This is a genomic window from Ferdinandcohnia salidurans (assembly GCF_042680725.1).
Classification (GTDB): Bacteria; Bacillota; Bacilli; order Bacillales; family Bacillaceae_L; genus Ferdinandcohnia; species Ferdinandcohnia salidurans.
Window position 1 is genome coordinate 221,284 of record NZ_JBHUEK010000004.1, and the last position, 22,133, is coordinate 243,416.

The 22,133-nt window shown below is 37.0% G+C and carries 26 protein-coding genes; 17 read left to right on the top strand and 9 right to left on the bottom strand.

What is annotated here, in order from left to right; all coding sequences use genetic code 11:
• The first annotated feature begins 3 nt into the window (after positions 1-3).
• The 4 genes from asnS (at position 4) to ACFSFW_RS01560 (ending at position 3,174) form a co-directional block, all read left to right on the top strand.
• A complete protein-coding gene (gene asnS, locus ACFSFW_RS01545; RefSeq protein ID WP_388034624.1) occupies positions 4-1,296 on the top strand; it encodes an asparagine--tRNA ligase in 1,293 nt (430 codons plus the stop codon).
• A 132-nt stretch (positions 1,297-1,428) separates the two neighbouring features.
• On the top strand, positions 1,429-2,139 hold the full coding sequence (locus ACFSFW_RS01550) for a DnaD domain-containing protein (RefSeq protein WP_304219001.1): 711 nt from the start codon (positions 1,429-1,431) through the stop codon (positions 2,137-2,139).
• A gap of 23 nt (positions 2,140-2,162) precedes the next feature.
• Positions 2,163-2,822, top strand: coding sequence for an endonuclease III (gene nth / locus ACFSFW_RS01555; RefSeq protein WP_388034627.1), 660 nt, complete (start codon positions 2,163-2,165; stop codon positions 2,820-2,822).
• Positions 2,815-3,174: a YpoC family protein gene (locus ACFSFW_RS01560; protein WP_304219005.1), complete on the top strand. Its 360-nt coding sequence runs from the start codon at positions 2,815-2,817 to the stop codon at positions 3,172-3,174. The genes nth and ACFSFW_RS01560 overlap by 8 nt, the downstream gene beginning before the upstream one ends.
• 27 nt (positions 3,175-3,201) lie before the next feature.
• Here the strand turns inward: ACFSFW_RS01560 and ACFSFW_RS01565 are convergent, their stop codons facing one another.
• Together ACFSFW_RS01565 and recU are read right to left on the bottom strand one after the other, a co-directional pair.
• Positions 3,202-5,736, bottom strand: coding sequence for a PBP1A family penicillin-binding protein (locus tag ACFSFW_RS01565; protein WP_388034631.1), 2,535 nt, complete (start codon positions 5,734-5,736; stop codon positions 3,202-3,204).
• Between the two features lie 74 nt (positions 5,737-5,810).
• Positions 5,811-6,416 (bottom strand): Holliday junction resolvase RecU, encoded by a 606-nt coding sequence (gene recU / locus ACFSFW_RS01570; RefSeq protein WP_304219010.1) that lies wholly within the window; start codon positions 6,414-6,416, stop codon positions 5,811-5,813.
• 189 nt (positions 6,417-6,605) lie between these two features.
• Here recU and ACFSFW_RS01575 point away from each other — a divergent pair, with 189 nt between their 5' ends.
• Positions 6,606-7,637, top strand: a complete 1,032-nt coding sequence (locus ACFSFW_RS01575; protein WP_388034634.1) for a DUF2515 domain-containing protein — start codon at positions 6,606-6,608, stop codon at positions 7,635-7,637.
• 21 nt (positions 7,638-7,658) lie between these two features.
• Here the strand turns inward: ACFSFW_RS01575 and ACFSFW_RS24275 are convergent, their stop codons facing one another.
• Positions 7,659-7,763, bottom strand: coding sequence for a hypothetical protein (locus tag ACFSFW_RS24275; RefSeq protein ID WP_502306326.1), 105 nt, complete (start codon positions 7,761-7,763; stop codon positions 7,659-7,661).
• Positions 7,764-7,963: 200 nt separating this feature from the next.
• Between ACFSFW_RS24275 and ACFSFW_RS01580 the strand changes: the two genes are divergently transcribed.
• The 3 genes from ACFSFW_RS01580 (at position 7,964) to ACFSFW_RS01590 (ending at position 9,130) form a co-directional block, all read left to right on the top strand.
• A complete protein-coding gene (locus tag ACFSFW_RS01580) occupies positions 7,964-8,224 on the top strand; it encodes a hypothetical protein (protein WP_388034637.1) in 261 nt (86 codons plus the stop codon).
• 29 nt (positions 8,225-8,253) lie between these two features.
• Positions 8,254-8,622 carry a YppE family protein gene (locus tag ACFSFW_RS01585; RefSeq protein ID WP_388034639.1) on the top strand — a complete coding sequence of 123 codons (369 nt, stop codon included), beginning with the start codon at positions 8,254-8,256 and terminating at the stop codon, positions 8,620-8,622.
• Positions 8,623-8,728: 106 nt separating this feature from the next.
• A complete protein-coding gene (locus ACFSFW_RS01590) occupies positions 8,729-9,130 on the top strand; it encodes a YppG family protein (protein WP_304219021.1) in 402 nt (133 codons plus the stop codon).
• 54 nt (positions 9,131-9,184) lie between these two features.
• Here the strand turns inward: ACFSFW_RS01590 and ACFSFW_RS01595 are convergent, their stop codons facing one another.
• From ACFSFW_RS01595 to ACFSFW_RS01615, 5 genes are all read right to left on the bottom strand, one after another.
• Complete coding sequence (locus tag ACFSFW_RS01595) at positions 9,185-9,328, bottom strand: hypothetical protein (protein ID WP_304219024.1); 144 nt, start codon at positions 9,326-9,328, stop codon at positions 9,185-9,187.
• 14 nt (positions 9,329-9,342) lie between these two features.
• A complete protein-coding gene (locus ACFSFW_RS01600; protein WP_121449657.1) occupies positions 9,343-9,591 on the bottom strand; it encodes a sigma-G-dependent sporulation-specific acid-soluble spore protein CsgA in 249 nt (82 codons plus the stop codon).
• A gap of 38 nt (positions 9,592-9,629) precedes the next feature.
• The gene (locus ACFSFW_RS01605) at positions 9,630-9,830 is read right to left on the bottom strand and encodes a hypothetical protein (RefSeq protein ID WP_304219029.1); all 201 of its coding nucleotides are present in this window, start codon (positions 9,828-9,830) and stop codon (positions 9,630-9,632) included.
• Positions 9,831-9,896: 66 nt separating this feature from the next.
• Complete coding sequence (locus ACFSFW_RS01610; RefSeq protein ID WP_388034643.1) at positions 9,897-10,376, bottom strand: Hsp20/alpha crystallin family protein; 480 nt, start codon at positions 10,374-10,376, stop codon at positions 9,897-9,899.
• A 107-nt stretch (positions 10,377-10,483) separates the two neighbouring features.
• Positions 10,484-11,179 carry a Crp/Fnr family transcriptional regulator gene (locus ACFSFW_RS01615; protein WP_304219035.1) on the bottom strand — a complete coding sequence of 232 codons (696 nt, stop codon included), beginning with the start codon at positions 11,177-11,179 and terminating at the stop codon, positions 10,484-10,486.
• Positions 11,180-11,420: 241 nt separating this feature from the next.
• On the opposite strand from ACFSFW_RS01615, the gene ACFSFW_RS01620 reads away from it, so the two are divergent.
• From ACFSFW_RS01620 to ACFSFW_RS01650, 7 genes are all read left to right on the top strand, one after another.
• On the top strand, positions 11,421-13,106 hold the full coding sequence (locus ACFSFW_RS01620) for a peptide ABC transporter substrate-binding protein (protein ID WP_304219038.1): 1,686 nt from the start codon (positions 11,421-11,423) through the stop codon (positions 13,104-13,106).
• A 109-nt stretch (positions 13,107-13,215) separates the two neighbouring features.
• Positions 13,216-14,145: an ABC transporter permease gene (locus ACFSFW_RS01625; protein ID WP_388034647.1), complete on the top strand. Its 930-nt coding sequence runs from the start codon at positions 13,216-13,218 to the stop codon at positions 14,143-14,145.
• The gene (locus ACFSFW_RS01630; protein WP_304219045.1) at positions 14,142-15,071 is read left to right on the top strand and encodes an ABC transporter permease; all 930 of its coding nucleotides are present in this window, start codon (positions 14,142-14,144) and stop codon (positions 15,069-15,071) included. Before ACFSFW_RS01625 ends, ACFSFW_RS01630 begins: the two co-directional genes overlap by 4 nt.
• A gap of 34 nt (positions 15,072-15,105) precedes the next feature.
• The gene (locus ACFSFW_RS01635) at positions 15,106-16,104 is read left to right on the top strand and encodes an ABC transporter ATP-binding protein (RefSeq protein ID WP_388034649.1); all 999 of its coding nucleotides are present in this window, start codon (positions 15,106-15,108) and stop codon (positions 16,102-16,104) included.
• A gap of 15 nt (positions 16,105-16,119) precedes the next feature.
• The gene (locus tag ACFSFW_RS01640; RefSeq protein WP_388034652.1) at positions 16,120-17,076 is read left to right on the top strand and encodes an ABC transporter ATP-binding protein; all 957 of its coding nucleotides are present in this window, start codon (positions 16,120-16,122) and stop codon (positions 17,074-17,076) included.
• A gap of 377 nt (positions 17,077-17,453) precedes the next feature.
• A complete protein-coding gene (locus ACFSFW_RS01645) occupies positions 17,454-17,660 on the top strand; it encodes a cold-shock protein (protein WP_099351639.1) in 207 nt (68 codons plus the stop codon).
• Positions 17,661-17,791: 131 nt separating this feature from the next.
• Positions 17,792-17,992 (top strand): cold-shock protein, encoded by a 201-nt coding sequence (locus tag ACFSFW_RS01650; protein WP_099351638.1) that lies wholly within the window; start codon positions 17,792-17,794, stop codon positions 17,990-17,992.
• Positions 17,993-18,089: 97 nt separating this feature from the next.
• Here the strand turns inward: ACFSFW_RS01650 and ACFSFW_RS01655 are convergent, their stop codons facing one another.
• Positions 18,090-19,595 (bottom strand): MDR family MFS transporter, encoded by a 1,506-nt coding sequence (locus tag ACFSFW_RS01655; protein ID WP_304219055.1) that lies wholly within the window; start codon positions 19,593-19,595, stop codon positions 18,090-18,092.
• A 153-nt stretch (positions 19,596-19,748) separates the two neighbouring features.
• On the opposite strand from ACFSFW_RS01655, the gene ACFSFW_RS01660 reads away from it, so the two are divergent.
• Both ACFSFW_RS01660 and ACFSFW_RS01665 read left to right on the top strand, forming a co-directional pair.
• Positions 19,749-20,621, top strand: a complete 873-nt coding sequence (locus ACFSFW_RS01660) for a TetR/AcrR family transcriptional regulator (RefSeq protein WP_304219058.1) — start codon at positions 19,749-19,751, stop codon at positions 20,619-20,621.
• Between the two features lie 39 nt (positions 20,622-20,660).
• Positions 20,661-22,103, top strand: a complete 1,443-nt coding sequence (locus tag ACFSFW_RS01665) for a protein adenylyltransferase SelO (RefSeq protein WP_304219122.1) — start codon at positions 20,661-20,663, stop codon at positions 22,101-22,103.
• Positions 22,104-22,133 lie beyond the last annotated feature (30 nt).

Sequence of the window (22,133 nt, forward strand, 5' to 3'; positions counted from 1 at the left end):
ATTGTGAAAACAACTATTTCAGAAGTTAATAAATTTGTTGGAGAAGAGGTAACAATCGGTGCTTGGTTAGCGAATAAACGCTCAAGTGGAAAGATTGCCTTTTTACAACTTCGTGATGGGACAGGCTTTATACAAGGTGTCGTTGTGAAGGCGGAAGTGGATGAGGACGTTTTTAAAACGGCGAAATCAATTACACAAGAATCTTCTTTATATGTAACCGGTGTTGTTAGGGAAGATGAAAGATCAACTTTTGGTTATGAACTTACGGTTACAAATATTCAAGTTATACATGAAGCAGTCGATTACCCAATTACACCAAAGGAACATGGAACAGAATTCTTAATGGATAATCGTCACTTGTGGCTTCGTTCAAAGAGACAGCATTCTGTCATGAAAATCCGTAATGAAATTATTCGTGCAACTTACGAATTTTTCAATGACAATGGATTCTCAAAGGTTGATCCACCGATACTAACTGGAAGTGCACCTGAAGGTACAACTGAACTCTTCCAAACAAAATACTTTGATGAAGATGCATATTTATCACAAAGTGGACAATTATATATGGAAGCTGCAGCGATGGCTTTAGGAAAAGTATTCTCCTTCGGACCGACATTCCGTGCGGAAAAATCGAAGACACGACGCCATTTAATCGAATTTTGGATGATTGAGCCAGAAATGGCCTTCTATGAACATGAAGATAGCTTAAAAGTACAAGAAGAATATGTTGCGCATATTGTTCAGTCTGTCTTGAAAAACTGTCAATTAGAGCTGAAAACATTAGGTCGTGATGTTTCAAAGCTTGAAAAAATTCAAGCACCATTCCCACGTATCTCTTATGATGAGGCGATTGAGTTTTTACATGAAAAAGGTTTTAATGACATACAGTGGGGCGATGACTTTGGTGCTCCACATGAAACTGCAATTGCTGAAAGTTATGAAAAACCAGTATTTATTACAAATTATCCAAAGGGAATTAAACCTTTTTACATGCAGCCAGCACCTGATCGTGATGATGTGGTGTTATGTGCGGACTTAATTGCTCCTGAAGGCTATGGTGAAATCATTGGTGGATCAGAGAGAATTCACGATTATGACCTTATGAAACAACAGCTTGAAAAACATGGATTAACAAGTGATGCGTACCAATGGTATCTTGAATTACGTAAATATGGTTCAGTACCACACTCAGGCTTCGGATTAGGCTTAGAGCGAACTGTAGCATGGATTAGTGGCGTTGAACATGTACGTGAAACAATACCATTCCCACGCTTATTAAACCGTCTATATCCATAATTAACAATAGTAGAGACCTTCTTGAAGGAGAAGGTTTCTTTTTTATTTTTTCAACAATTTGAAGCCAAATATTTCTTTCTTATTGCTAACCGTAATCTCATGTTATACTAGGGTATGAAGAGGTGTTTATACATGAAAATGGATAAATTAGTTGATTTATTCGAACAAGGCAGTATTTCAATTCCGAAAATGTTAATGTCCTCGTATCGACATCTACAGCTTAATGAAGAGGAAATGATGGTCCTATTCCATATCTTAACTTTTATGGATGGTGGAAATTTCTTTCCTACACCAATTGAAATCTCAAATCGCATGACAATTACAGAAGAAAAATGTATGGAAATTCTACGCCAGCTCATTCAACGTGGTTATTTAGAAATAAATGAAGGAAATGATGAAAATCGTATCATCTACGAAAAATACTCTTTACGACCATTATGGGAGAAAATGCTCCAATATCTTGTTCAACAAAATATACACGAAGAGAAAGAAATCGAACAACAACACGAAAAGGATTTATATAGTATTTTTGAACAAGAATTCGGACGACCTCTCTCACCATTTGAGTGTGAATCCTTAGCAATGTGGCTAGATCAAGACCATCATGATCCATCCATTATAAAAGCAGCATTACGAGAAGCAGTTATGTCAGGAAAGCTCAATTTCCGATATATTGATCGAATCCTCTTTGAATGGAAAAAGAACGGTATCCGTACGATTGCACAGGCTCAAAACCATTCTCAAAAATTCCGGCAACACCAACATAAACAAAAACAATCTGAGCAACCTCAGCAGGGAGATTACAAACGAACCATTCCTTTTTATAATTGGTTAGAGAGCTAAAGATAAAAAATAGGTGATAAAAAATGCTAAACAAACAACAAATTCAATTTTGTCTAGACACAATGGGAGAGATGTTCCCGGAGGCTCATTGTGAGTTGAATCATAAGAATCCATTTGAACTGGTGATTGCTGTTTCATTATCTGCTCAATGTACAGATGCATTGGTGAATAAAGTAACAGCTTCTCTTTTTGAAAAATATAAAACACCAGAGGATTACTTAGCTGTTTCTCTTGAAGAGCTTCAAAATGATATTCGTTCCATTGGTCTTTTTCGAAACAAGGCAAAAAACATTCGTAAATTATGCCAGATGTTAATTGAAGAATATGGAGGCATCCTTCCACAAGACCGCGATGAATTAATAAAATTACCTGGGGTAGGTAGAAAAACCGCTAATGTTGTTGTGTCTGTAGCCTTTGATATTCCAGCAATTGCGGTTGATACTCATGTAGAAAGAGTAAGTAAGCGACTAGGATTTTGCAGATGGAAAGACTCTGTATTAGAAGTTGAAAAAACATTAATGAAAAAGGTTCCTAAAGAAGAATGGTCTGTGACCCATCATCGGATGATTTTTTTCGGAAGATACCATTGCAAGGCTCAAAATCCACAATGTGAAATATGTCCGCTTTTAGAGGTTTGTAGGGAAGGGAAAAAGCGAATGAAGGGGAAAGAAAAGGTTGGATAATGAAAAGGGTATATCTGATATTATTGAAAAATGGGATATAAGAAAAGAACATCTAACTCGCTGCTATCGAAATAGAGAAAAAGTAGCAGTTGTTGAGCCGATGAATGAAGCAATAGATGATTTTTTAACCTTTTTATGTTTAATAAATGAAAAGCAATTTTCGAGTGCAGAAACCGAAACCATACTTGAAAGCTCTCAGGAATTCGATTATAAGCCGATTAATTTTGAGGAGCGTATTTCTTTTATTTTGAAAAAGCCTCATCAATACCATTCATTTGTACAATTAAATGAACTTTATCACGAACTTCTAAAGCTTCATGCAATCATGAAAATTAGAACTCAAAAAAAATAACGCACAATTTGTGCGTTATTTTTTTTCTTATTCACGGTCTTCGTTAACAGGTGGGAGAGGTGGGAAGATCGCTCCTTCACCAGTACCTTCGCCTTCACCGTTACCTTCTCCATTGCCATCGCCACCACCATTGTCACCATCGTTTCCACCATTTCCATTACCTGGTGGAGTTACAGGAGGGAGTGGAATTTCAATTTCTTCTTCCTCCGGTTCCGGAACATTGATTGTGTTTGACGCAGGATCACTGCGTTTTTCAGGATTATCATCATTTACAACTGTAACTGTAAATTTGTAGATAGCTCCAGGAATAGCATCTGGAATTGTATAGGTTAATTCCTTCGTAGTTGTAAGAACTTTAGCCGGTCCTTCATCAATTGAAACACCAATCTCAAAGCTATTACCATCGAGCTCACCTTCAGTATATGCCCAAGATAGATTGATTTGATTTGTCACTTGATCATACTGCACATCAAGGTTTGATGGTGGGGTGAGTTTGTCATATTTATCTGATACTTGCGTTGGTTCTGTGCCTTTAATGAAATATTCGTAAACAATTTCATCTTTCGGCGTAAAATCACTTGGAAGTTTTGCAGGATTTGATCCTTTTTCTACACCAACTTTAACGACAGTCTTAGGCATAACGAAATCCTCTGATTCTTTTCCTTCAGAAAGATTCGTAATGATGTTCCTAAACAATTTTAATGCTAGGTTCTGTTCAGCAGGCTTAATAGGTTCTCGATTATTTTTATATCCCGTCCAAATTGCGACAGTATGGCTAGGTGTGTAGCCACTGAACCAAACATCTGGTACACCAGAAGATATATTATATTTCTTTATATCCTCTGCGGAATAGTTTGTTGTTCCTGTTTTTCCAGCAATTTGTAAACCAGAAACATCATATTTTCTCCCAGAACCAAAATCCATTACAGATTTTAGCATGTCTGTAATCATAAATGCTGTTGCTTCAGACATTGCTTCTTCAGGCTCTGGAGCAAGAGTTACTTCTCTTCCATCCGGGAAAACAATCTTGTCGACCGCATGTGGTTTAATAAAGTTTCCTTGGTTTCCGAATGCTGCATAGGCACCAGCCATTTCAAGAGGAGAGATACCTCCTGACATTCCACCGATTGAATAGGCCTCATTAATTCTTTCATCAAATGTAATTCCGAGACGTTCAGCAAATTCCGTTACTTTGGTTACGCCAACTTCCTGGAATGCCTTTAGTGCTGGAATATTTCTTGAGTGGGCTAATGCAACTCTTGCAGTTATTTGCCCCATATGCTTTCGGTCAAAGTTATTAATGGGCACGCCATTTGAATAAGTGTATGGTTCATCTTTAATTTGATGGTAGGTTGACCATTTTAAATATTCAATAGCAGGGCCATAGTCTAAAATTGGTTTAATCGTTGAACCAGGTTGGTTTTCGGATTCAAGCGCAAAGTTTCTGCGGTTATTTTGGGCCTGGTTTCTTCCGCCACCTAATGCTCTAATTTCACCTGTTTTCGTATCCACTACCGCGATTCCAGCTTGGAACTCGTCATTTGGAAATTGAACATCAGGATTTTCATTTGCTAATAATGAATCTATGTGTGCTTGTGCTTTAGGGTCAAAGGTTGTATAGATTTTCACACCTGCATTATAAACATCGATATCATCATATTCTTTAAGTTCGAGTTTTACTTGGTCCATGAAAGAATCTATTGGTGATGATTGTTGTTTTGATTCTACTATAGAAGATTCAATCGGAACCTTTTTAGCAGCTTCTGCTTCTTCTTTCGAAATAAATTCATGTCTAACCATTAGGTTTAATACAATATTACGACGCTTTTCTGCTGCTTCTGGATGAACAAAAGGGTTATAAATCCCTGGATTTTGCCCTAATCCAGCAATAAAAGCAGATTCATGAAGCTCTAGTTCGTCAAGTGGCTTATTAAAATATATTTCGGCAGCCTTGGATACACCATATGTGTTACCGACCCCGTAGTAGATTTTGTTAAGGTACATTTCAAGAATTTCGTCTTTTGAGTACTTACGTTCTAATTGAAATGCAAGCCATAACTCCTGTGATTTTCTCGTAAGCTTTTTTTGTCCTTCTTCGAAGAAGGAATTTTTTATTACCTGTTGTGAAATGGTACTCGCTCCTTCAGAACCAAATCCATCAGTAATATTTGCAACAACGGCGCCACCAAGACGAATAACATCTAATCCATGGTGCTCATAGAAACGAGCATCTTCGACCGCTATTACCGCATTCTTTAAATCCTCAGGTATTTGATCCAGAGGGACGTAGGTCCGTTTTTCTGCGCCAAATTCATAAATTTTGTTGCCATCCATATCATAAACTTTTGACGAAAGTGGATCCTTTAGTAAGGATTCATCTAATGGTGGTGCTCCACTTGCCATTACGAAGAATGTGGTAGCCCCAGCTACCATTCCTATTATTCCTATTAGTAGGATAATGAGTATGATTCGTTTAAATAACGATCCCTTCGCTTTTTTTGGTTTCTTTTTCTTTTGATTCGCATGTCGGCGTTCTTCACGTGTTTTATATTTTTCAGACATACTATTTCCTGCCTTTCAATTGCATTCATACCTATTGACGTTTTTGAATAACAAAATGTTTCATTCCTAGCCTTTTACGATTCAAAATAGAGTTGATTAATAACTTTAATATAATCAATTCTTGGCCTAAATCCAATAGATAATGGATGTCCGTATGTTTCAACTTCTTTTTTTGTAATTGATTTTCTTCCATCAGCCATTTTTCGATTCCAGAAGGTTAATAGGTGTTTGGCCTCAAGGAAATACATTTCATCTAATGTTGTAAAACGAAGAATTACAAAGCAAATCCCGTTTTGCTTTACACAATCAGACATATGCTTTATTTGGTGCTCGTGAAAGTTTTGAAGCGGAAAAGAGGTTTTATTTTTCGTTTCCTTTGCTTCAAAATCAATATAACGACCTTTGTAAATACCATTATAGTCCGTGGTTGATGCTTGCTTAAAATAGGCTTCTTTTATGACTGCTGCACTTCTTTTCGGATAATCGACATTTACGATTTGTACAGGTGTTGGTTTTTTATGAATAACTGCAATTTCCTGTTCCAAATAAAATTGATTTGTTTCGTTGAGATCTTCTTCAAGTGTCATCCCACGATTCCCATAAATTCTTTGCTTGAGGTGTGGTATATTTTTTACCTGTTGGGGCTTATATACTTTCCCATTTGGATAACGAAACTCCATACTCTCATCCCCCTTAAGACACCTATTATACCAAAAATTTCTTAGAATTAGTTTAAAGAAATTGTAACAATTAGGGTCAGGTCTAGAAGGATTACTTTTCACTATAACATACTATTCGGCTGAAAATATACTTTTGGGGGCGTGTTGCTCTAAAGGATGGACACACTATGGGTAAGAGGTGTGCCAAGAATGAGAAAAAAACAAACCGATATTTTACAAATAGAGACAATGGTAGATATTCGTAGAAACCAGGAACTGCATCTAACAATAGAAGAAAGAGAATTACTTTTGGATATTCAATCAAAAACAGCCAAAGGAAATATTGATAATATTTCGCGTACGAAGCGTTATGCAACTTACTATAAAAGAAATAAAGAGATACGATGGTCATTTTTAGCAAGTCAAGTTTCACGGAATGCAGGTTGGAATATGACGGATTTAGAAGGAGAATGGTTCCCGAAAATTCTAACAAAAAAAGAGAGAAAAATTTTATTCGACACATATGAACGCGCAAACTGGCTCATTTTTTCAGATGCATTTCCACAACTCTTGATTTACGAGTACTCGAAAAAAATAGGGAAGCCTTTGTTTTACATGCTAAAAATGTTTTCGGTATCTCAATTTATCGAGGCAGAATGGGAGCTTTTTTGGCGATATGGGAATGGGGGTCGTTTGGTAACAGCCCAAATCATTAATGAACAGAATCTCATTCAAATGCCTGTAATCGAACATCCATTATTAAATAGGAAGGTCTTTCAAAGTTTCTTCTATAATCTTCAGGACACTCTGCACTTTAGTTCAGTCCTTTTTCCAACATTGGATGGCAGATTATTTGGATTTTCCGTTCATAAATTTACAAAACTAGATAATAGAATTGAACTTGGTAAAAAGCTTGCATCCCTTTTATTTCATAAGGACTATTATAAATTTTTTATTCAATTTTCCAACGTCGTAGAGCATACTGGCTCAAGATATGATTATGAAAGGTATATAGATGAACGAAGATTTCGCAATACACCATTTTTACGAACTACCTATCCGATTATCCAACACCATAAAGGCAAGACATTAGATTGGTATAAAGGGGAGAGAAAAGATAAATGGTTTGAAGAAGTGGAGCTAGGAGACCAATTTGATCTTACAAAATGGTTCCTGAAAAAACAAAAGCAAGTACAAGCAGGCATCCTACTAGAAGAACTGCTATTAAAAAACAAAGGCTGAGAGTCAGCCTTTGTATGTATATTATGTTGATGGTCTATCTGGTCCTTCAAGTTTTTTATCTCCATAACCAGGTGCTTTCTCTTCATTACGTTCTTGCTTATTTTTCTTCTTATTTTGCTTTGCCATGGAATCTTCACCTCCTACCAGTAGTGTGAGCATCTTTCATAGATAACATTCTTAAAATGCGGGAAACCATTGTCGAAAATAGGAAAAGTTGTTGGAGGAATACCACTTTCTTTGACGAATAAAAACTAGTTTTGTCAAGCGTGCAGGAGGAAAAATTTCGGCATCGAATTAACTAAAAAAGACCGAATAGGAGGATGGATATGTTGAAGGGTGAACTTACGACGAAAGTACATGTTCTTGGGGATATTGATCAATTGCTTAATTCATTAAACACGATTGATAGGCAAATCCAGACCGAAGTAGATTTGTGTATTAATGAAGGGGAAGAAAAGAAAATGATTCATATTAAGAAGCTTGAAAATGATCTCATTTCTTTACAAAAAACATATCATAGTCAAAAACCTGGACAATCATCGCAAACCGATAAGGAGCATTCTTATCACTTAACATTAAGCTATTAAAGCGGTAAGATAGATGTTGAGGTGAGAAAATGTATACCGAACTATTGGCGAAGACGAATATTTTAAAGGATCTCTGTGACCAATCCCTTAAACGATTAGAGGATGTTAAAACGAGTGAATCCTATGAAGTGGATTTTTATAAAGAAGTAAAACCTTTTGTAGATTCTACAATGAAAATAGCAGATAGTTGGAGAGATTTGGCGATTAATTGGATTAAAAAAGAGTTTCCTAAAAATCTTCATCCTAATCAGATTGATGCTACACATGAAAATATCCAACACATCTCCATCCAAGGTTTTTATCAAGATACAAAAGTCAAACGTTTTAAAAATATGTATGAATCTGTTCAATATGTACTTGATAACATCCTTGAAAGGGCTACAAAACCAACACAATAAACCCTCCGTAAAAGATACCTTGATAGAAGGGTATCTTTTTTTTGAACACCTAACCCAACTTTTACATAATCTATAGTAAAAGAACATCACGGGAGGTTTGTTCCACATGTATCAAAATTTTCGCAGGAACAAATATGCTGCTAGACCTTATGGTAATTCTTGGCCATATTATGGGCAACCTACTTATCAGCAATTTTACGGAGGAGGGTACCAATCGAATTGGAATCAATACAATCCTCCAACCTATATGCACTATAACATGAACAGTTATCCTGGTTATGCTCCATATGGACATCAGACTCCATATTCAAATCCTTATCCAACCCCTAACCCAATTGGTTCGGATCAAATGAAAGCAAAAGGGGCGGGGGGCATCCTTAATCAATTTAAGAAAAAGGATGGGACCTATGATATCAATAAAATGATGGACACAGCAGGGCAAATGGTAGGGGCAGTAAACCAAGTTAATTCAATTGTGAAAGGCTTAACAAAAACGTTTAAAGTGTAGCACCGAACAAATAAAAGAAAGCTGTCACATATTCAGCTTTCTTTTTACATAGGTTTATTTAGGTTTCTTCTGTTCATTGTACTGCTTTGCCAAAAGCTGTAATGCTTCATTATAGGATAATCCAGAATTTGCATTCAATCGTTTTACTTCTTCGACATTTGTATTCGAATACTGCTTCGTACTAAATCCGTTTGCCATTTTATCCACCTTTTCTAAAGCAATTCATATACTTCATTAAGTTGATGAACACGTGTAAAATCTTTTTCATCCATTGCATAATTAATTTCTTCAGGTAAAACTTTGTTTAGAAATTCGATTTCTTCCTCATCTAAATCCCTTACAAATGCTTCTTCTGAAGCGTATTGATTATTTATCATCTTAGTCAGAATAGCACGGCTTGTCTTATTCTCATCACCATAATTTGAGATTGATTCTATTAAATAGCCTAGCGTTTTATCCACGATTGATCACCATTTCATCATTATTTGAACATCCTCTATTAGGATTCCTCAAAAAAAGAGGTAAATTCCTCTCTATTATCTGATTCAATTTCTTTATAATACGGGTTTTCCTCAGTTGCATCTTTAGGATCAAGATTCGTTTTAATCACAAGCATCGGTTCATCACTGGCATCTGCAATGATTCGATCATTTAATTCCTTAAAATCGGGTAAATTTTGGTTGCCTGCCTTTTTGTCCATAATTACACCTCCTAGCCATATCATGCTAATCTTCGAAAGAAAGTATGTAAAAAAGAGCATGTAATTTCACATGCTCTCATCGATCGAGATTTTTCGTTTTCTTGGTTTAGGTATCCGAATTTTTAAGACACCATTTACATAAGATGCTTTAATGTGGTTTGTGTGTATGGGGTATGGTAACGAAATTGTCCGACTGGCTTTGTTGAAAGAATTCTTTTTTACATAATAATGTTTTTTCTCATTGGTTTCTTCCACTTCTTCAACATGGTTAACGGTGATCGTAATATACCTTTCCGAGTATTCGATATCAATTTGTTCTTTTTTGACTCCTGGTAAGTCTGCTGAAACAATAAGCTCTGTGTCTGTTTCATACATATCAATGGGAATAGTTGAAAACGGGAATGGTTTTTCGAAGAATTCGTCTATTGTATCTAATAGTCGTTTGACAGGTTGCTGGGTAAAGAACTCATTCATTGATTTCATAAGTGGACCGAATGCATCATTTTCATCTTTTGGGTTTGGTTTATCTGACTTTTCATCTTTCATACGTATACTCCTCCCTAGACGTATTATCTATTGTCACTATATTCATTTCATATCAAAATGTTTTTATTTTGGGCATGAAAAAAGAACTGAGTGCAATGGCCTCAGTTCTAAATGAATAGTTCTTCCTCTAGGCTTTCAAAATCAACCATGATGTTTCCTTTTTCATCAACCTCAACGATTTCTTTTTTCTTTAGTTTTGTTAAAGTTCTACTAACGGTTTCACGGGTAGTACCAATCATATTGGCTAAATCCTTATTTGTAAATTGAGTTGTAATCATGATTTTGCCATTAGATATCTCCTGGCCATCTGTATTACAAAGGCGCATGATTAATTTAATGATTTGTTCGTATGTATTATTTAAAATTTGAGCTTCTAATCGATTTTGAAGGTCTACTATTTTCTCACCCATCACCCTAAACAGCTTGATGCTAACTTGCGGCTGCTGTAGCAATACGTTTTCAAAATGAGAAATAGAAATAACCACAGCCTTTGTATTCTCTAGCACCAAAGCATAAGCAGGATAGTTTCCTTTTCTGAAAAAACCAACATGTGGGAACATATCTCCATCCTTTTGGACAGTCACAATTTGTTCTTTCCCATTCACATCATTTTTATATATTTTTACTTTTCCTTGGTAGATAAAATAAACATTTTCTAAAGGGTCGTCCTGCATAAAGACATGGGAGCCCTTTTTATACTGACGGTATTGGGCAATGTTCACGATTTCATTTAATTCATTACTTGTTAGTTCTTTAAAAAGTGGTACGGTTTGTAACACCTCAGTTATCTCGATTCGATTCATTTGTATCACTCCAAGTCTCTACTGTTACTTTAAGTGTACCAAACTACTAGATTACAGGTAAAGCACTTGCGATTTATTTATCGGCTTAAAAGGTCGTTGTATTAAAGTATGAAAGGAAAACTAGTACTTATCACTTAAAATGAAAAGAAATTCATCGCTAGTGTCATATTTTGATGATTTTTTTTATAGATTTAATGTAGAAATCATATGATTTCAAAAAATAGTATAGGGGGTCAATTTTTTGAAAAGGAAGCTTTCAGTTGGATTGGTATTATTGCTTTCTATCTTTTTAGCTTTGTCTGGTTGCTTTAGTGGTGAAACGACGACAAATGAACCAGAAAAGCCATCAACTCCTAGTGAGGAAGGTAAAGAAAACGAACAGGAATCATCTGGACCAAAGATCCTTCGCCTAAATAATAATGAGGAGCCTGGTTCATTGCATCCAGGTACTGCACAAGGAACTCATGATTCATGGATTCTTGAGCATGCATTTGAAGGGTTGACAAAGAAAACGCCAGAAGGTGAAATTGTAGCCGGTATGGCAGAATCCTGGGAACCAAGTGAGGATGGATTAACTTGGACTTTCAAACTTAGAAGTGATGCAAAATGGTCAAATGGTGACCCTGTTACTGCTCATGATTTTGAATATGCGTGGAAATATGCTTTAAACCCAGAAACAGCGTCTACATATGCATATCAACTCTATTATTTAGAGGGTGGAGAAGCATATAACTCAGCAGAGGACGGTGCTGATTTAGCGGCGCTTGAAGCTGCAGTTGGTGTAAAAGCAGTGGACGATACGACATTAGAAGTCAAGCTTGCACAACCAACACCATATTTCTTAGACTTAACTTCTTTCTATACGTATTATCCGATTAATAAAGCTGTTCAAGAAGCAAATCCAAACTGGTACCAGGAAGCAGAATCCTATGTTTCAAATGGTGCATTCAAATTAACAGAGTGGAAGCATAAAGAAAGCATGAAGCTTGCGAAAAACGAAAATTATTATGAGAAAGATAAAATCAATTTAGATGAAGTTCATTTTGTCATTATTGATGATGAAAACACGTCTTGGCAAATGTATCAATCAGGCGAATTGGATTTAGTCTACCCACTTCCACAGGATGTAATTGGTCAGTTAAAAGCTGAAAATAATCCTGAATTCGAAATTGGCTCTGACCTCGCTGTGTATTATTACAATTTAAATACAGAGAAGAAGCCGTTTAATAATGCAAAGATTAGAAAAGCTTTATCTATGGCAGTAGATCGTGAAACAATCGTGGAGCACGTTGCTCAAGGTGGTCAATCACCAGCATATTCAGTAGTGCCACCAGGAATTCCTGATGTTTCAGGGGATTTCCAAGAGAATACAGGTAAGCTATTTGAAGCAAATATTGAAGAGGCGAAAAAGTTAATGGAAGAGGGATTAGCTGAAGAGGGGCTAGATAAGTTCCCGGCCGTAACATTAACTTACAACACGTCTGAAGGGCATAAGATGATAGCTGAAGCTGTTCAAGAAATGTGGCGTAAAAATCTTGGTGTAGAGATTACATTAGAGAATGTTGAATTCCAGGTTAAGCTTGACCGTGAAAAAGCAGGAGACTATGAAATTTCTAGAGCGGGTTGGGTTGGTGACTATGTAGACCCAATGACATTTATGGATCTTTGGGTGACAGATGGACCATATAATGACGCAAACTGGAGTAATTCTGAGTATGACAAGTTTGTCAATCTTGCGAAAACAACGATGGATCAAGAAGAACGGATGAAGGCAATGCATGATGCTGAAAAAATCCTAATGGATGAAATGCCGATTATCCCAATTTATTTCTATACAAAGCCATTTACTGTGAAGCCACATGTAACTGGTATCTATACACCAATTAATAGTTATCCTCAGTTCATCTATGCGGATATTAAAAACTAGGTAACAGGTAAAATCGAGGTATGCTAGAAATGTAGCATACCCCGATTTTTCTATAGTAGAAGAAGTTCTACTTAAAACGCTAGCAATCAAGGTTTTAGAGGGGGATAACATGCTTAAGTATATTGGAAAACGAATTGTCCTAGCGGTTGTAACCCTTTGGGTGATTGTCACACTAACTTTTATTCTCATGCACAGTATTCCAGGAAATCCATTTGCCCAAGAGGGAACCATGCCTGAGGCAGTCTATAATAATCTACAAAGCTATTATAATTTGGACAAACCTTTACATGTTCAATATGGTCTTTATTTACTTTCTATCTTGCAGTTTGATTTCGGACCTTCTTATAAATCTTCAACCTTAACAGTGAATGACTTAATCGTGAATGGCTTCCCAGTTTCCTTACATTTAGGAATTCAGGCCTTGCTAATTGCGATTCCACTTGGCTTGCTTTTCGGAATCATTGCTGCCCTTTATCGGAATAGGTGGCCTGATTACTCCTCTATGATTCTCGCAATCATTGGAATTTCTGTACCAAACTTTATTCTTGCAACCTTTCTCATCAATTATTTGGCGGTTGAATTAAGATGGTTCCCTGTTGCAACCTGGAAATCATGGTCACATACCGTTTTGCCGTCCCTGTCACTTGCGATGATGCCAATGGCTTTTATTGCACGGTTAATGAGGTCAAGCATGCTCGAAGTAATGAGTCAGGACTTCATTTTAACAGCTAAAGCAAAAGGACTTAAAAAAGGGTCGATCATTTTAAAGCATGCGATTCGAAATGCGATTTTGCCAGTCGTTACAATTGTTGGAATCTTGATTGCCAATATTGTAACTGGAAGTTTTATTATTGAAAAAATATTTGGTATCCCGGGCATGGGAGAAATGTTTGTAACAAGTATTTTTAATCGAGATTACCCTGTTATTCTTGGCTCGACGATTTTTTATTCAGCCATCCTGATTCTTTTCATTCTGATTGTTGACATTGCCTATACGTGGATTGATCCGAGAATTAAGGTAACGGGGGAGAGTAAATGAAAAATCAACCAAATCTAACAGAAGATATGTTTACACCAGTTGAACAGAAATATGCGGAAGCAGAGAAAATCGCAAGGCCCAGTATTTCCTATTGGGGAGATGTTTGGAATCGTCTAAAGGAAAATAAATTAGCGATGATAGGGCTCATAATCATTATCATCATCGGAGTCATGGCCATCATCGGACCCCATTTAAACGGATATACGTATTATGAGCAGGATTTTACCAAAAAGAACCTACGTCCGAATGCTGAGCATTGGTTCGGAACAGATGCATCTGGACGTGATTTGTTTACACGAGCATGGTATGGCGCGCGAATATCTTTATTTATCGGACTAATGGCTGCTCTAATTGATTTTGTAGCGGGGATTATTTACGGAGGTATCTCAGGTATTCGCGGTGGCAGAGTCGATAATATGATGATGAGAATCGCGGAAGTGCTTTATGCCATTCCCTATCTCCTAATGGTTATTTTAGTCATGATTGTCCTTGAAAGAGGCTTATGGGCAATTATTATTGCAATGTCCATAACGGGTTGGATACCGATGGCAAGGCTGGTCCGTGGGCAAGTGCTTCAACTCAAGGAATATGAATATGTCCAAGCAGCAAATGCGATGGGAGCAAAAACCTCATGGATATTAAGAAGACATATGATTCCAAATACGATGGGGCCAATATTAGTAAATGTGACATTGACCGTCCCAACTGCAATATTTGCTGAAGCAACACTTAGCTTTTTAGGACTTGGGATTCCTGCTCCGAAGGCTAGTTGGGGTACGATGGCGAATGATGCATTAGGTAGTATTTTAATCGGGAATTTCTATCAATTATTTTTCCCAGCTTTTCTCATCTCACTGACAATGTTCGCGTTTAATGTGTTCGGAGATGGATTAAGAGATGCACTCGATCCAAAATTGCGGAAATAGATTATCTGCATTGATTAGAAGAGGGGGAAAGTAGATGGAAAACATACTAGAAATCAATGATTTGCATGTTTCGTTTGATACAAGTGCAGGAAAAGTAAAGGCAGTTAGAGGAGTTTCATTTTCAGTAGAAAAAGGGGAAGCAATTGCCATTGTTGGTGAATCGGGCTGTGGTAAAAGTGTGACGGCTAAATCAATCATGAAGCTTCTTCCAAGCCCACAAGCAAAAATCGAAAAGGGCTCTATTCTTTTAAATGGAGATAATTTAGTACGAAAATCAGAAAAAGCAATGGAGAAAATTAGAGGAAATGAAGTAGGGATGATTTTTCAGGATCCTATGACATCGTTAAACCCTACGACTAGGATTGGGGTTCAAATTGCGGAGGGTATCATTCGTCATAGAAAGGTTTCAAAAAAGGAAGCACTTGAGTATGCCGTAAACATGCTTGAGGTGGTGGGCATTCCTCAACCTGAAAAGCGCATTCATCAATATCCACATGAATTTTCAGGTGGGATGAGACAGCGGGTGATGATTGCCATTGCCCTTGCCTGCCAGCCCAAACTTCTAATTGCTGATGAACCTACAACTGCATTGGATGTGACCATACAAGCACAAATTTTAAGGCTAATGAAGAAATTGCAAGAGCAAACCAATACTTCGATTATTTTAATTACCCATGACCTTGGTGTTGTAGCGGAAATGTGCAGTAAGGTCGTTGTGATGTATGCAGGGGAAATTGTTGAAACAGGTAGTGTCGAGGAAATCTTTTCAAATCCGACTCATCCTTATACGAAAGGATTGTTAAAATCAGTACCTCGTCTCGATATGGATAAGCATGAAAAACTATCGACCATAACTGGAACTCCTCCAGATTTACTCGACCCACCAAAGGGCTGCTCATTTTATCCAAGGTGTGAAATGGCAATGAAAGTTTGTGCTGAACATAAACCAGTTTTCGAAGGCGTTAGCCGAACACAGTACAGTTCATGCTGGTTAAATCATCCGATGGCTAAAAATCGTCTAAATCACGTTTAGGGGGGAGGTAAGAAAGTGGTAGAGAAATTAGAAGCATTACTAGAAATAAAAAATGTAAAGAAATACTTTTCTATCCAAAAGAAGCCGTTAATGGCGGTTAATGATTTGAATTTAATCATAAATAAAGGGGAAACAGTTGGACTAGTAGGGGAAAGTGGCTGTGGAAAATCAACAGCAGGAAAAACGATTATTCGATTATTTGAACCAACAGCAGGTGAAGTCCTGTTTGAAGGAAAAAACATTTATCAGTTTAATCCAAGACAAATGAAGGAGTTTCGCAAAGATGTTCAAATTATTTTTCAGGACCCCTATGCTTCCTTAAATCCAAGAATGAAAATTGAGGATATTATTGCGGAACCACTTGATATCCACGGTCTTGCTAGAGGTAAAAAAAGAAAAGAACGTGTGAAGGAACTTTTAGAATTGGTAGGTCTTCGTCCAGAGCATGCTAATCGATTTCCCCATGAGTTTAGCGGGGGACAAAGACAGCGAATTGGAATTGCCAGGGCCCTGGCTCTAAATCCAAAATTTATTGTGTGTGATGAACCAATTTCAGCATTAGATGTATCAATTCAGGCGCAAATAGTTAATCTGTTAAAGAGTTTACAGGAAAAAATGGATTTAACCTATTTATTTATTGCCCATGATTTATCAATGGTTAAATATATTTCAGATCGCATTCTTGTGATGTATTTAGGAAATATGGTTGAGTTTACGGATAGTGAGTCCCTTTATGACGAACCACTCCATCCATACACAAAAGCTTTGTTATCCGCTGTGCCGATTCCTGATCCGGTAGTGAAACGTGAACGAATTGTGCTTGAAGGAGAAGTACCCAGTCCATTATCTCCACCATCTGGTTGTGTGTTTCGAACAAGATGTCAATATGCAATGGAAAGATGTTCAATTGAGGTTCCACAGTGGAAGGAAGTAAAGCCATCTCATTTCACAGCCTGTCATCTTTATGATTAATACGTACGTTTTACAAATATAGGTAGAAAGTGGTATAATATTTACTAACTAAGTTAAATTAATAGTAATGCTTATTATAAGGAGTTTCTCAAGGAAGCTTCGCGTTAACAAAAAGCCCTAAAGCCAAAGTTAGCCGTAGTGGCGCTATCCAGTTTAAAAGCGCACAAAGAACACTTTTTATAATAAGTTTTTTTATTGTCTAGCTCCTGGCGCCATCGGCTCTCTGGTCTAAGCCAATCGCTTCGGAAGGCAAAAAACGCCTTCTGTCAGCGCTAGTCTTATGCTTGTCACCGATAGGCGGGCGCCATGTGCTTTTCTTTTTTTAACAATACTTTGCAATAAGTTTCGTGCCAACCAAAACAAAGGAGATGATTTGAATGGCTTTTGGAAGAAGACCAGTCGAAGAAATTGTTACTGAGGAAACAAAGGTGTGGGAATGCACAGCTGAGGAATGTAATGGATGGGTACGAGATAATTTTAAGAGCACACAAGAGCCAACTTGTCCATTATGTGGAGCAGAGATGGAGACCAATACAAGATTATTACAGGTTGTCAACAACCATAATAAAAGCTTTTTAGCATAAAAATTTTATCTATTTCCTCCACCAAAAAATAGAAAATAATTTTTTAGTTATAAAATGTTTTTTCTATGGACATAATAATTCATGCATTACCTTGCAACAACTTTTGTTGCATTACATAGGAGGAAACAATAATGGCACAAGGAAAAGTAAAATGGTTTAACAGTGAAAAAGGCTTTGGATTTATCGAAGTTGAAGGTGGAGACGATGTATTCGTACATTTTTCAGCAATCCAAGGTGACGGGTTCAAAACGTTAGAAGAAGGTCAAGATGTTACGTTCGATATCGAAGAAGGTAGCCGTGGACCACAAGCTGCTAATGTTCAAAAAGCATAATGAACCAATCATAAACCGTTCAAAACAGATTCTATTATAGAATCTGTTTTTTTTTGTTGAATTGAAAAAACCCCTAACTAATGTTAGGGGAGAAAAATTAATTTGTAGCGGCTTTAACTGGTTTTGCAGTTTCAGCCCCATGAACAGCCTTGTCACTAACATCTACTCGTTTGATAAACATGGCTAAGATTAAAGCAACTATATTAATACCCAACGCTACTAGGAAGGAATAATTAATTCCTGCAAGTAAAGCTTGTTGACCAATTAGAGCTTGAGTGCTTTCAGTTAATGTGGTTGGATCGACATTAGCTATGAGACTCTCGCCTTCTGATTTGGCCACGCTATTCATTATAGTTACCAGTACGGCTGTACCAATTGAACCAGATACTTGTTGTGCTGTATTATTGATAGCTGTTCCGTGTGGATAAAAACGTGCAGGTAATTGATTTAATCCATTTGTCATAATCGGCATCATGACCATTGACATTCCAAACATACGAAGAGTGTATGTTGTTATGATATAGGTGTATGAAGAATCAATTTGCAGTTGTGATAATAAATAGGTTGATACTGCTGTAACTACTAACCCACATATTGAAAGAAGACGTGGGCCGAACTTGTCAAATAATTTTCCTGTAATCGGGGACATAATTCCCATAACAATTGCTCCGGGTAACATCATTAAACCAGATTCAAATGGAGAAATTCCACGAACACTTTGTACATATGCCGGTGTTAAAATCATTCCAGAGAACATCGCTACCGCGTTTACAATGGAGATGATTGAAGCTAGTGCGAACATTGGATATTTATATGCTCGTAAATCAAGAATAGGTTCATCTATTTTTAGTTGGCGTAAGATAAAGACAATAAGTGCAATCCCGCCAATAACTAATGATGCAACAACAAGGGTATCGCTCCATCCGTCACTGCTTGCAGAGCTGAATCCATATAGTAAGCCACCAAAACCAATTGTTGAAAGAATAACGGAGAGATAGTCGATTGTTGCATTTTTGTTTACTTCCATCACGTTCTTTGATTTCCAAACAGCAAGCACTAAGCTGATTACTGCAAGAGGTAAAATCATTTCAAACAATACGCGCCAATCGTAATGCTCTACAATATATCCTGATAATGTAGGTCCGATTGCAGGTGCAGTTATCATAACCAATCCAAAAACGCCCATTGCCGTACCGCGCTTTTCTACTGGAAAACTAACAAGCATGATGTTCATTAACAATGGTCCCATAACTGAAGATCCAGCTGCTTGAACCATACGACCAGCAAGTAATACTCCAAAATTAGGTGCAAATGCTGCCATAGCCGTACCAAGTGCGAAAATGACCATTGATGTAATAAATAAGCTGCGATTTGAAAAACGTGTGATTAGATATGCTGATGCAGGAATTAAAACACCGCTAACCAACATATATCCAGTTGCAAGCCATTGTACAGTAGAATAATTTTCGATATTTAAATCAATCATAATGGATGGTAATGCAACATTTAATAATGAATTATTTAAAAAAGAAACAAACGCCCCAATAAATAATACAGCTAACATTAAATATGGTGGTTTTTTTTGTTGTAAAGTAGACTCCATTCATCTTCCCCTCGATTCGTTCGTAAAATATTTACTTGATGATTTTATACCATCAGTTCAATTTGTGCAATATATTTATACTTAAGGTATAATATGTTAGTAATAGTAAATAAAATGTTTACTTGGAATATACAGGAAACGGTTGGAGGATGTATGAATAAACGTAGGAGAAAAGTGGCTGACGTTGCTTTGAAATTATTTGTAGAGAAAGGATTTCAACAAACCTCGATACAAGATATCATTGAACAAGCCAATATTTCAAAAGGTACATTTTATAATTATTTCTCGAATAAAAATGACTGTATTGCAGAAATATTAGAAGGGTTGCGTTACGACGCTAGCCAAATTCGTATGGAATTACAGGTTGGCAAAGATGAAACGGACCGCATTGTTTTAGTTGAACAAATATCAATCCTAACCAAATTAAATAGAGAGCGTAACCTCAATACCATTTTTGAGGCGATTTTAAATTCAAATGAAGTAGAACTAAAAAAACTTGTGATGCATCACCGGATTCATGAATTGGAATGGCTAGCAGGACGATTTGTAGAAGTATATGGGTATGAAATAAGGCCATATGGGTTTGAACTTTCGATTCTTTTTTATGGGATGATGCATTATATCTCATTTACAATGAAGATGACGAATAGTACACAACCAATGCACACGACGGTAGAGGTGCTGTTAACCTATTTGGAGGCAATCATCCCAATTATGGTCAAAAATGGTAGTACTTTGCTTGACTCGTCGTCACTTCATTTTTTGCAAGCGAGAATTGATCGAAAGGTACTAAACTTACAGGAACTTTTAGATTTAGCAAAGAATATAGAGAAGGACGCAACTTTTACAACCGACCAGCGAGATTTATATGATACGATTGTGTCAGAATTACAGCGGGAGCGGATTCGAAAAAGTGTGCTTCAGCCATTGATAAAACCATTTCAATTGTCTTTTCTACAAACGGAAATTGAACATGAAGTAAATACTTTTACAAATTTTCTTTGGTATTACTTAAGGATGCATTAATAAAAACACAAAGGGGTGTTCGAGATTACAAAAAATAAAATGGGCTGGAATTTTGACAATAGTTATGTACATTTACCAAAGGATTTGTATTCAAAAACAGATCCTATTCCTGTAAATGAACCAGAACTAGTTATCTTAAACAAGTATTTAGCCGACTTCCTTGGGTTAGATGTAGAGGCTTTGCAGAAAGATGGGGTTGAGGTCTTTGCTGGGAATAAGATTCCCGAGGGGGCTGAACCTATTGCGCAAGGCTATGCTGGTCATCAATTTGGTCATTTTACAATGCTTGGAGATGGCCGTGCTGTGTTGCTCGGTGAACAGATGACTCCAGATGGGAAACGATTTGATATTCAGTTAAAAGGTGCAGGTCGTACACCTTATTCACGCGGTGGTGATGGTCGTGCTGCAATTGGTCCAATGCTTCGTGAATATATTATAAGTGAAGCGATGCATGGATTAGGGATCCCCACTACCCGAAGCTTAGCTGTAGTTACGACAGGTGAACCGGTTTATCGAGAGACAGTTCTACCTGGTGCGATTCTTACACGCGTGGCCGCAAGCCATATACGTGTTGGTACGTTTCAATTTATTGCAGGACTTGGAAAAATCGAAGAACTGCGATTGTTAGCAGATTATACGATAGAACGACACTATCCTGAGATTAAAGATGAGGAAAACCGGTACCTTGCTTTATTACGAGAGATGATTAATCGCCAAGCTGCCTTGATTTCAAAATGGCAATTGGTCGGTTTTATTCATGGGGTTATGAACACTGATAATATGACGATAAGTGGGGAAAGCATCGATTATGGACCATGTGCATTTATGGACACCTATGATCCAGCCACTGTTTTTAGTTCAATCGACACGGGTGGTCGTTATGCATTTGGTAAACAGCCATATATCGGTGGTTGGAATTTAGCCAGATTTGCGGAAAGCTTATTACCTATATTAGATGAAAATGAAGAAAAGGCACTTCAATTAGCACAAGATGAAATGTCAAAATACATCGGGATTTATGAAGGAAATTGGTTGAATGGGATGAGAGCAAAGCTTGGCTTGTTCAATGAAGAAGTCGAAGATAAGGGTCTTATTGAAAACCTATTGGAACTGATGAATTCAAACCAACTAGATTACACGAATACATTTGTAGCTTTAACCTTCGATAAACTTGATAGCATTGAGATATGTAACACAGAGAAATTTAAAAGCTGGCAGCAAAAATGGAAGGAAAGACAATCTAGACAAGGGAAATCAGAGGTTGAGATAAAAGAATTAATGAAAACATCGAATCCTGCTGTCATACCAAGAAACCACCGTGTTGAAGAAGCGTTGGAAGCAGCTGCAGAAGGTGATTATCATGTCATGGGTAAACTGTTAAAGGTATTAAAAAATCCATTTACGCACTCCCCGGACCAGGCTGAATACGCAAAACCAGCTGAGCCAACAAACAGGCCATATCAAACATTTTGTGGAACCTGAAATAAAAAGCACCCCTATTTAGGTGTGCTT

What these genes read in the sequence shown, in the direction of transcription:
- ACFSFW_RS01550 (WP_304219001.1), top strand. Translation starts at nt 1,429, where the DNA reads ATGAAAATGGATAAATTAGTTGATTTATTCGAACAAGGCAGTATTTCA.
- nth (WP_388034627.1), top strand. Translation starts at nt 2,163, where the DNA reads ATGCTAAACAAACAACAAATTCAATTTTGTCTAGACACAATGGGAGAG.
- ACFSFW_RS01565 (WP_388034631.1), bottom strand. Translation starts at nt 5,736, where the DNA reads ATGTCTGAAAAATATAAAACACGTGAAGAACGCCGACATGCGAATCAA.
- recU (WP_304219010.1), bottom strand. Translation starts at nt 6,416, where the DNA reads ATGGAGTTTCGTTATCCAAATGGGAAAGTATATAAGCCCCAACAGGTA.
- ACFSFW_RS01575 (WP_388034634.1), top strand. Translation starts at nt 6,606, where the DNA reads ATGAGAAAAAAACAAACCGATATTTTACAAATAGAGACAATGGTAGAT.
- ACFSFW_RS24275 (WP_502306326.1), bottom strand. Translation starts at nt 7,763, where the DNA reads ATGGCAAAGCAAAATAAGAAGAAAAATAAGCAAGAACGTAATGAAGAG.
- ACFSFW_RS01580 (WP_388034637.1), top strand. Translation starts at nt 7,964, where the DNA reads ATGTTGAAGGGTGAACTTACGACGAAAGTACATGTTCTTGGGGATATT.
- ACFSFW_RS01585 (WP_388034639.1), top strand. Translation starts at nt 8,254, where the DNA reads ATGTATACCGAACTATTGGCGAAGACGAATATTTTAAAGGATCTCTGT.
- ACFSFW_RS01590 (WP_304219021.1), top strand. Translation starts at nt 8,729, where the DNA reads ATGTATCAAAATTTTCGCAGGAACAAATATGCTGCTAGACCTTATGGT.
- ACFSFW_RS01595 (WP_304219024.1), bottom strand. Translation starts at nt 9,328, where the DNA reads ATGGCAAACGGATTTAGTACGAAGCAGTATTCGAATACAAATGTCGAA.
- ACFSFW_RS01605 (WP_304219029.1), bottom strand. Translation starts at nt 9,830, where the DNA reads ATGGACAAAAAGGCAGGCAACCAAAATTTACCCGATTTTAAGGAATTA.
- ACFSFW_RS01610 (WP_388034643.1), bottom strand. Translation starts at nt 10,376, where the DNA reads ATGAAAGATGAAAAGTCAGATAAACCAAACCCAAAAGATGAAAATGAT.
- ACFSFW_RS01615 (WP_304219035.1), bottom strand. Translation starts at nt 11,179, where the DNA reads ATGAATCGAATCGAGATAACTGAGGTGTTACAAACCGTACCACTTTTT.
- ACFSFW_RS01625 (WP_388034647.1), top strand. Translation starts at nt 13,216, where the DNA reads ATGCTTAAGTATATTGGAAAACGAATTGTCCTAGCGGTTGTAACCCTT.
- ACFSFW_RS01630 (WP_304219045.1), top strand. Translation starts at nt 14,142, where the DNA reads ATGAAAAATCAACCAAATCTAACAGAAGATATGTTTACACCAGTTGAA.
- ACFSFW_RS01635 (WP_388034649.1), top strand. Translation starts at nt 15,106, where the DNA reads ATGGAAAACATACTAGAAATCAATGATTTGCATGTTTCGTTTGATACA.
- ACFSFW_RS01645 (WP_099351639.1), top strand. Translation starts at nt 17,454, where the DNA reads ATGGCTTTTGGAAGAAGACCAGTCGAAGAAATTGTTACTGAGGAAACA.
- ACFSFW_RS01650 (WP_099351638.1), top strand. Translation starts at nt 17,792, where the DNA reads ATGGCACAAGGAAAAGTAAAATGGTTTAACAGTGAAAAAGGCTTTGGA.
- ACFSFW_RS01655 (WP_304219055.1), bottom strand. Translation starts at nt 19,595, where the DNA reads ATGGAGTCTACTTTACAACAAAAAAAACCACCATATTTAATGTTAGCT.
- ACFSFW_RS01660 (WP_304219058.1), top strand. Translation starts at nt 19,749, where the DNA reads ATGAATAAACGTAGGAGAAAAGTGGCTGACGTTGCTTTGAAATTATTT.
- ACFSFW_RS01665 (WP_304219122.1), top strand. Translation starts at nt 20,661, where the DNA reads ATGGGCTGGAATTTTGACAATAGTTATGTACATTTACCAAAGGATTTG.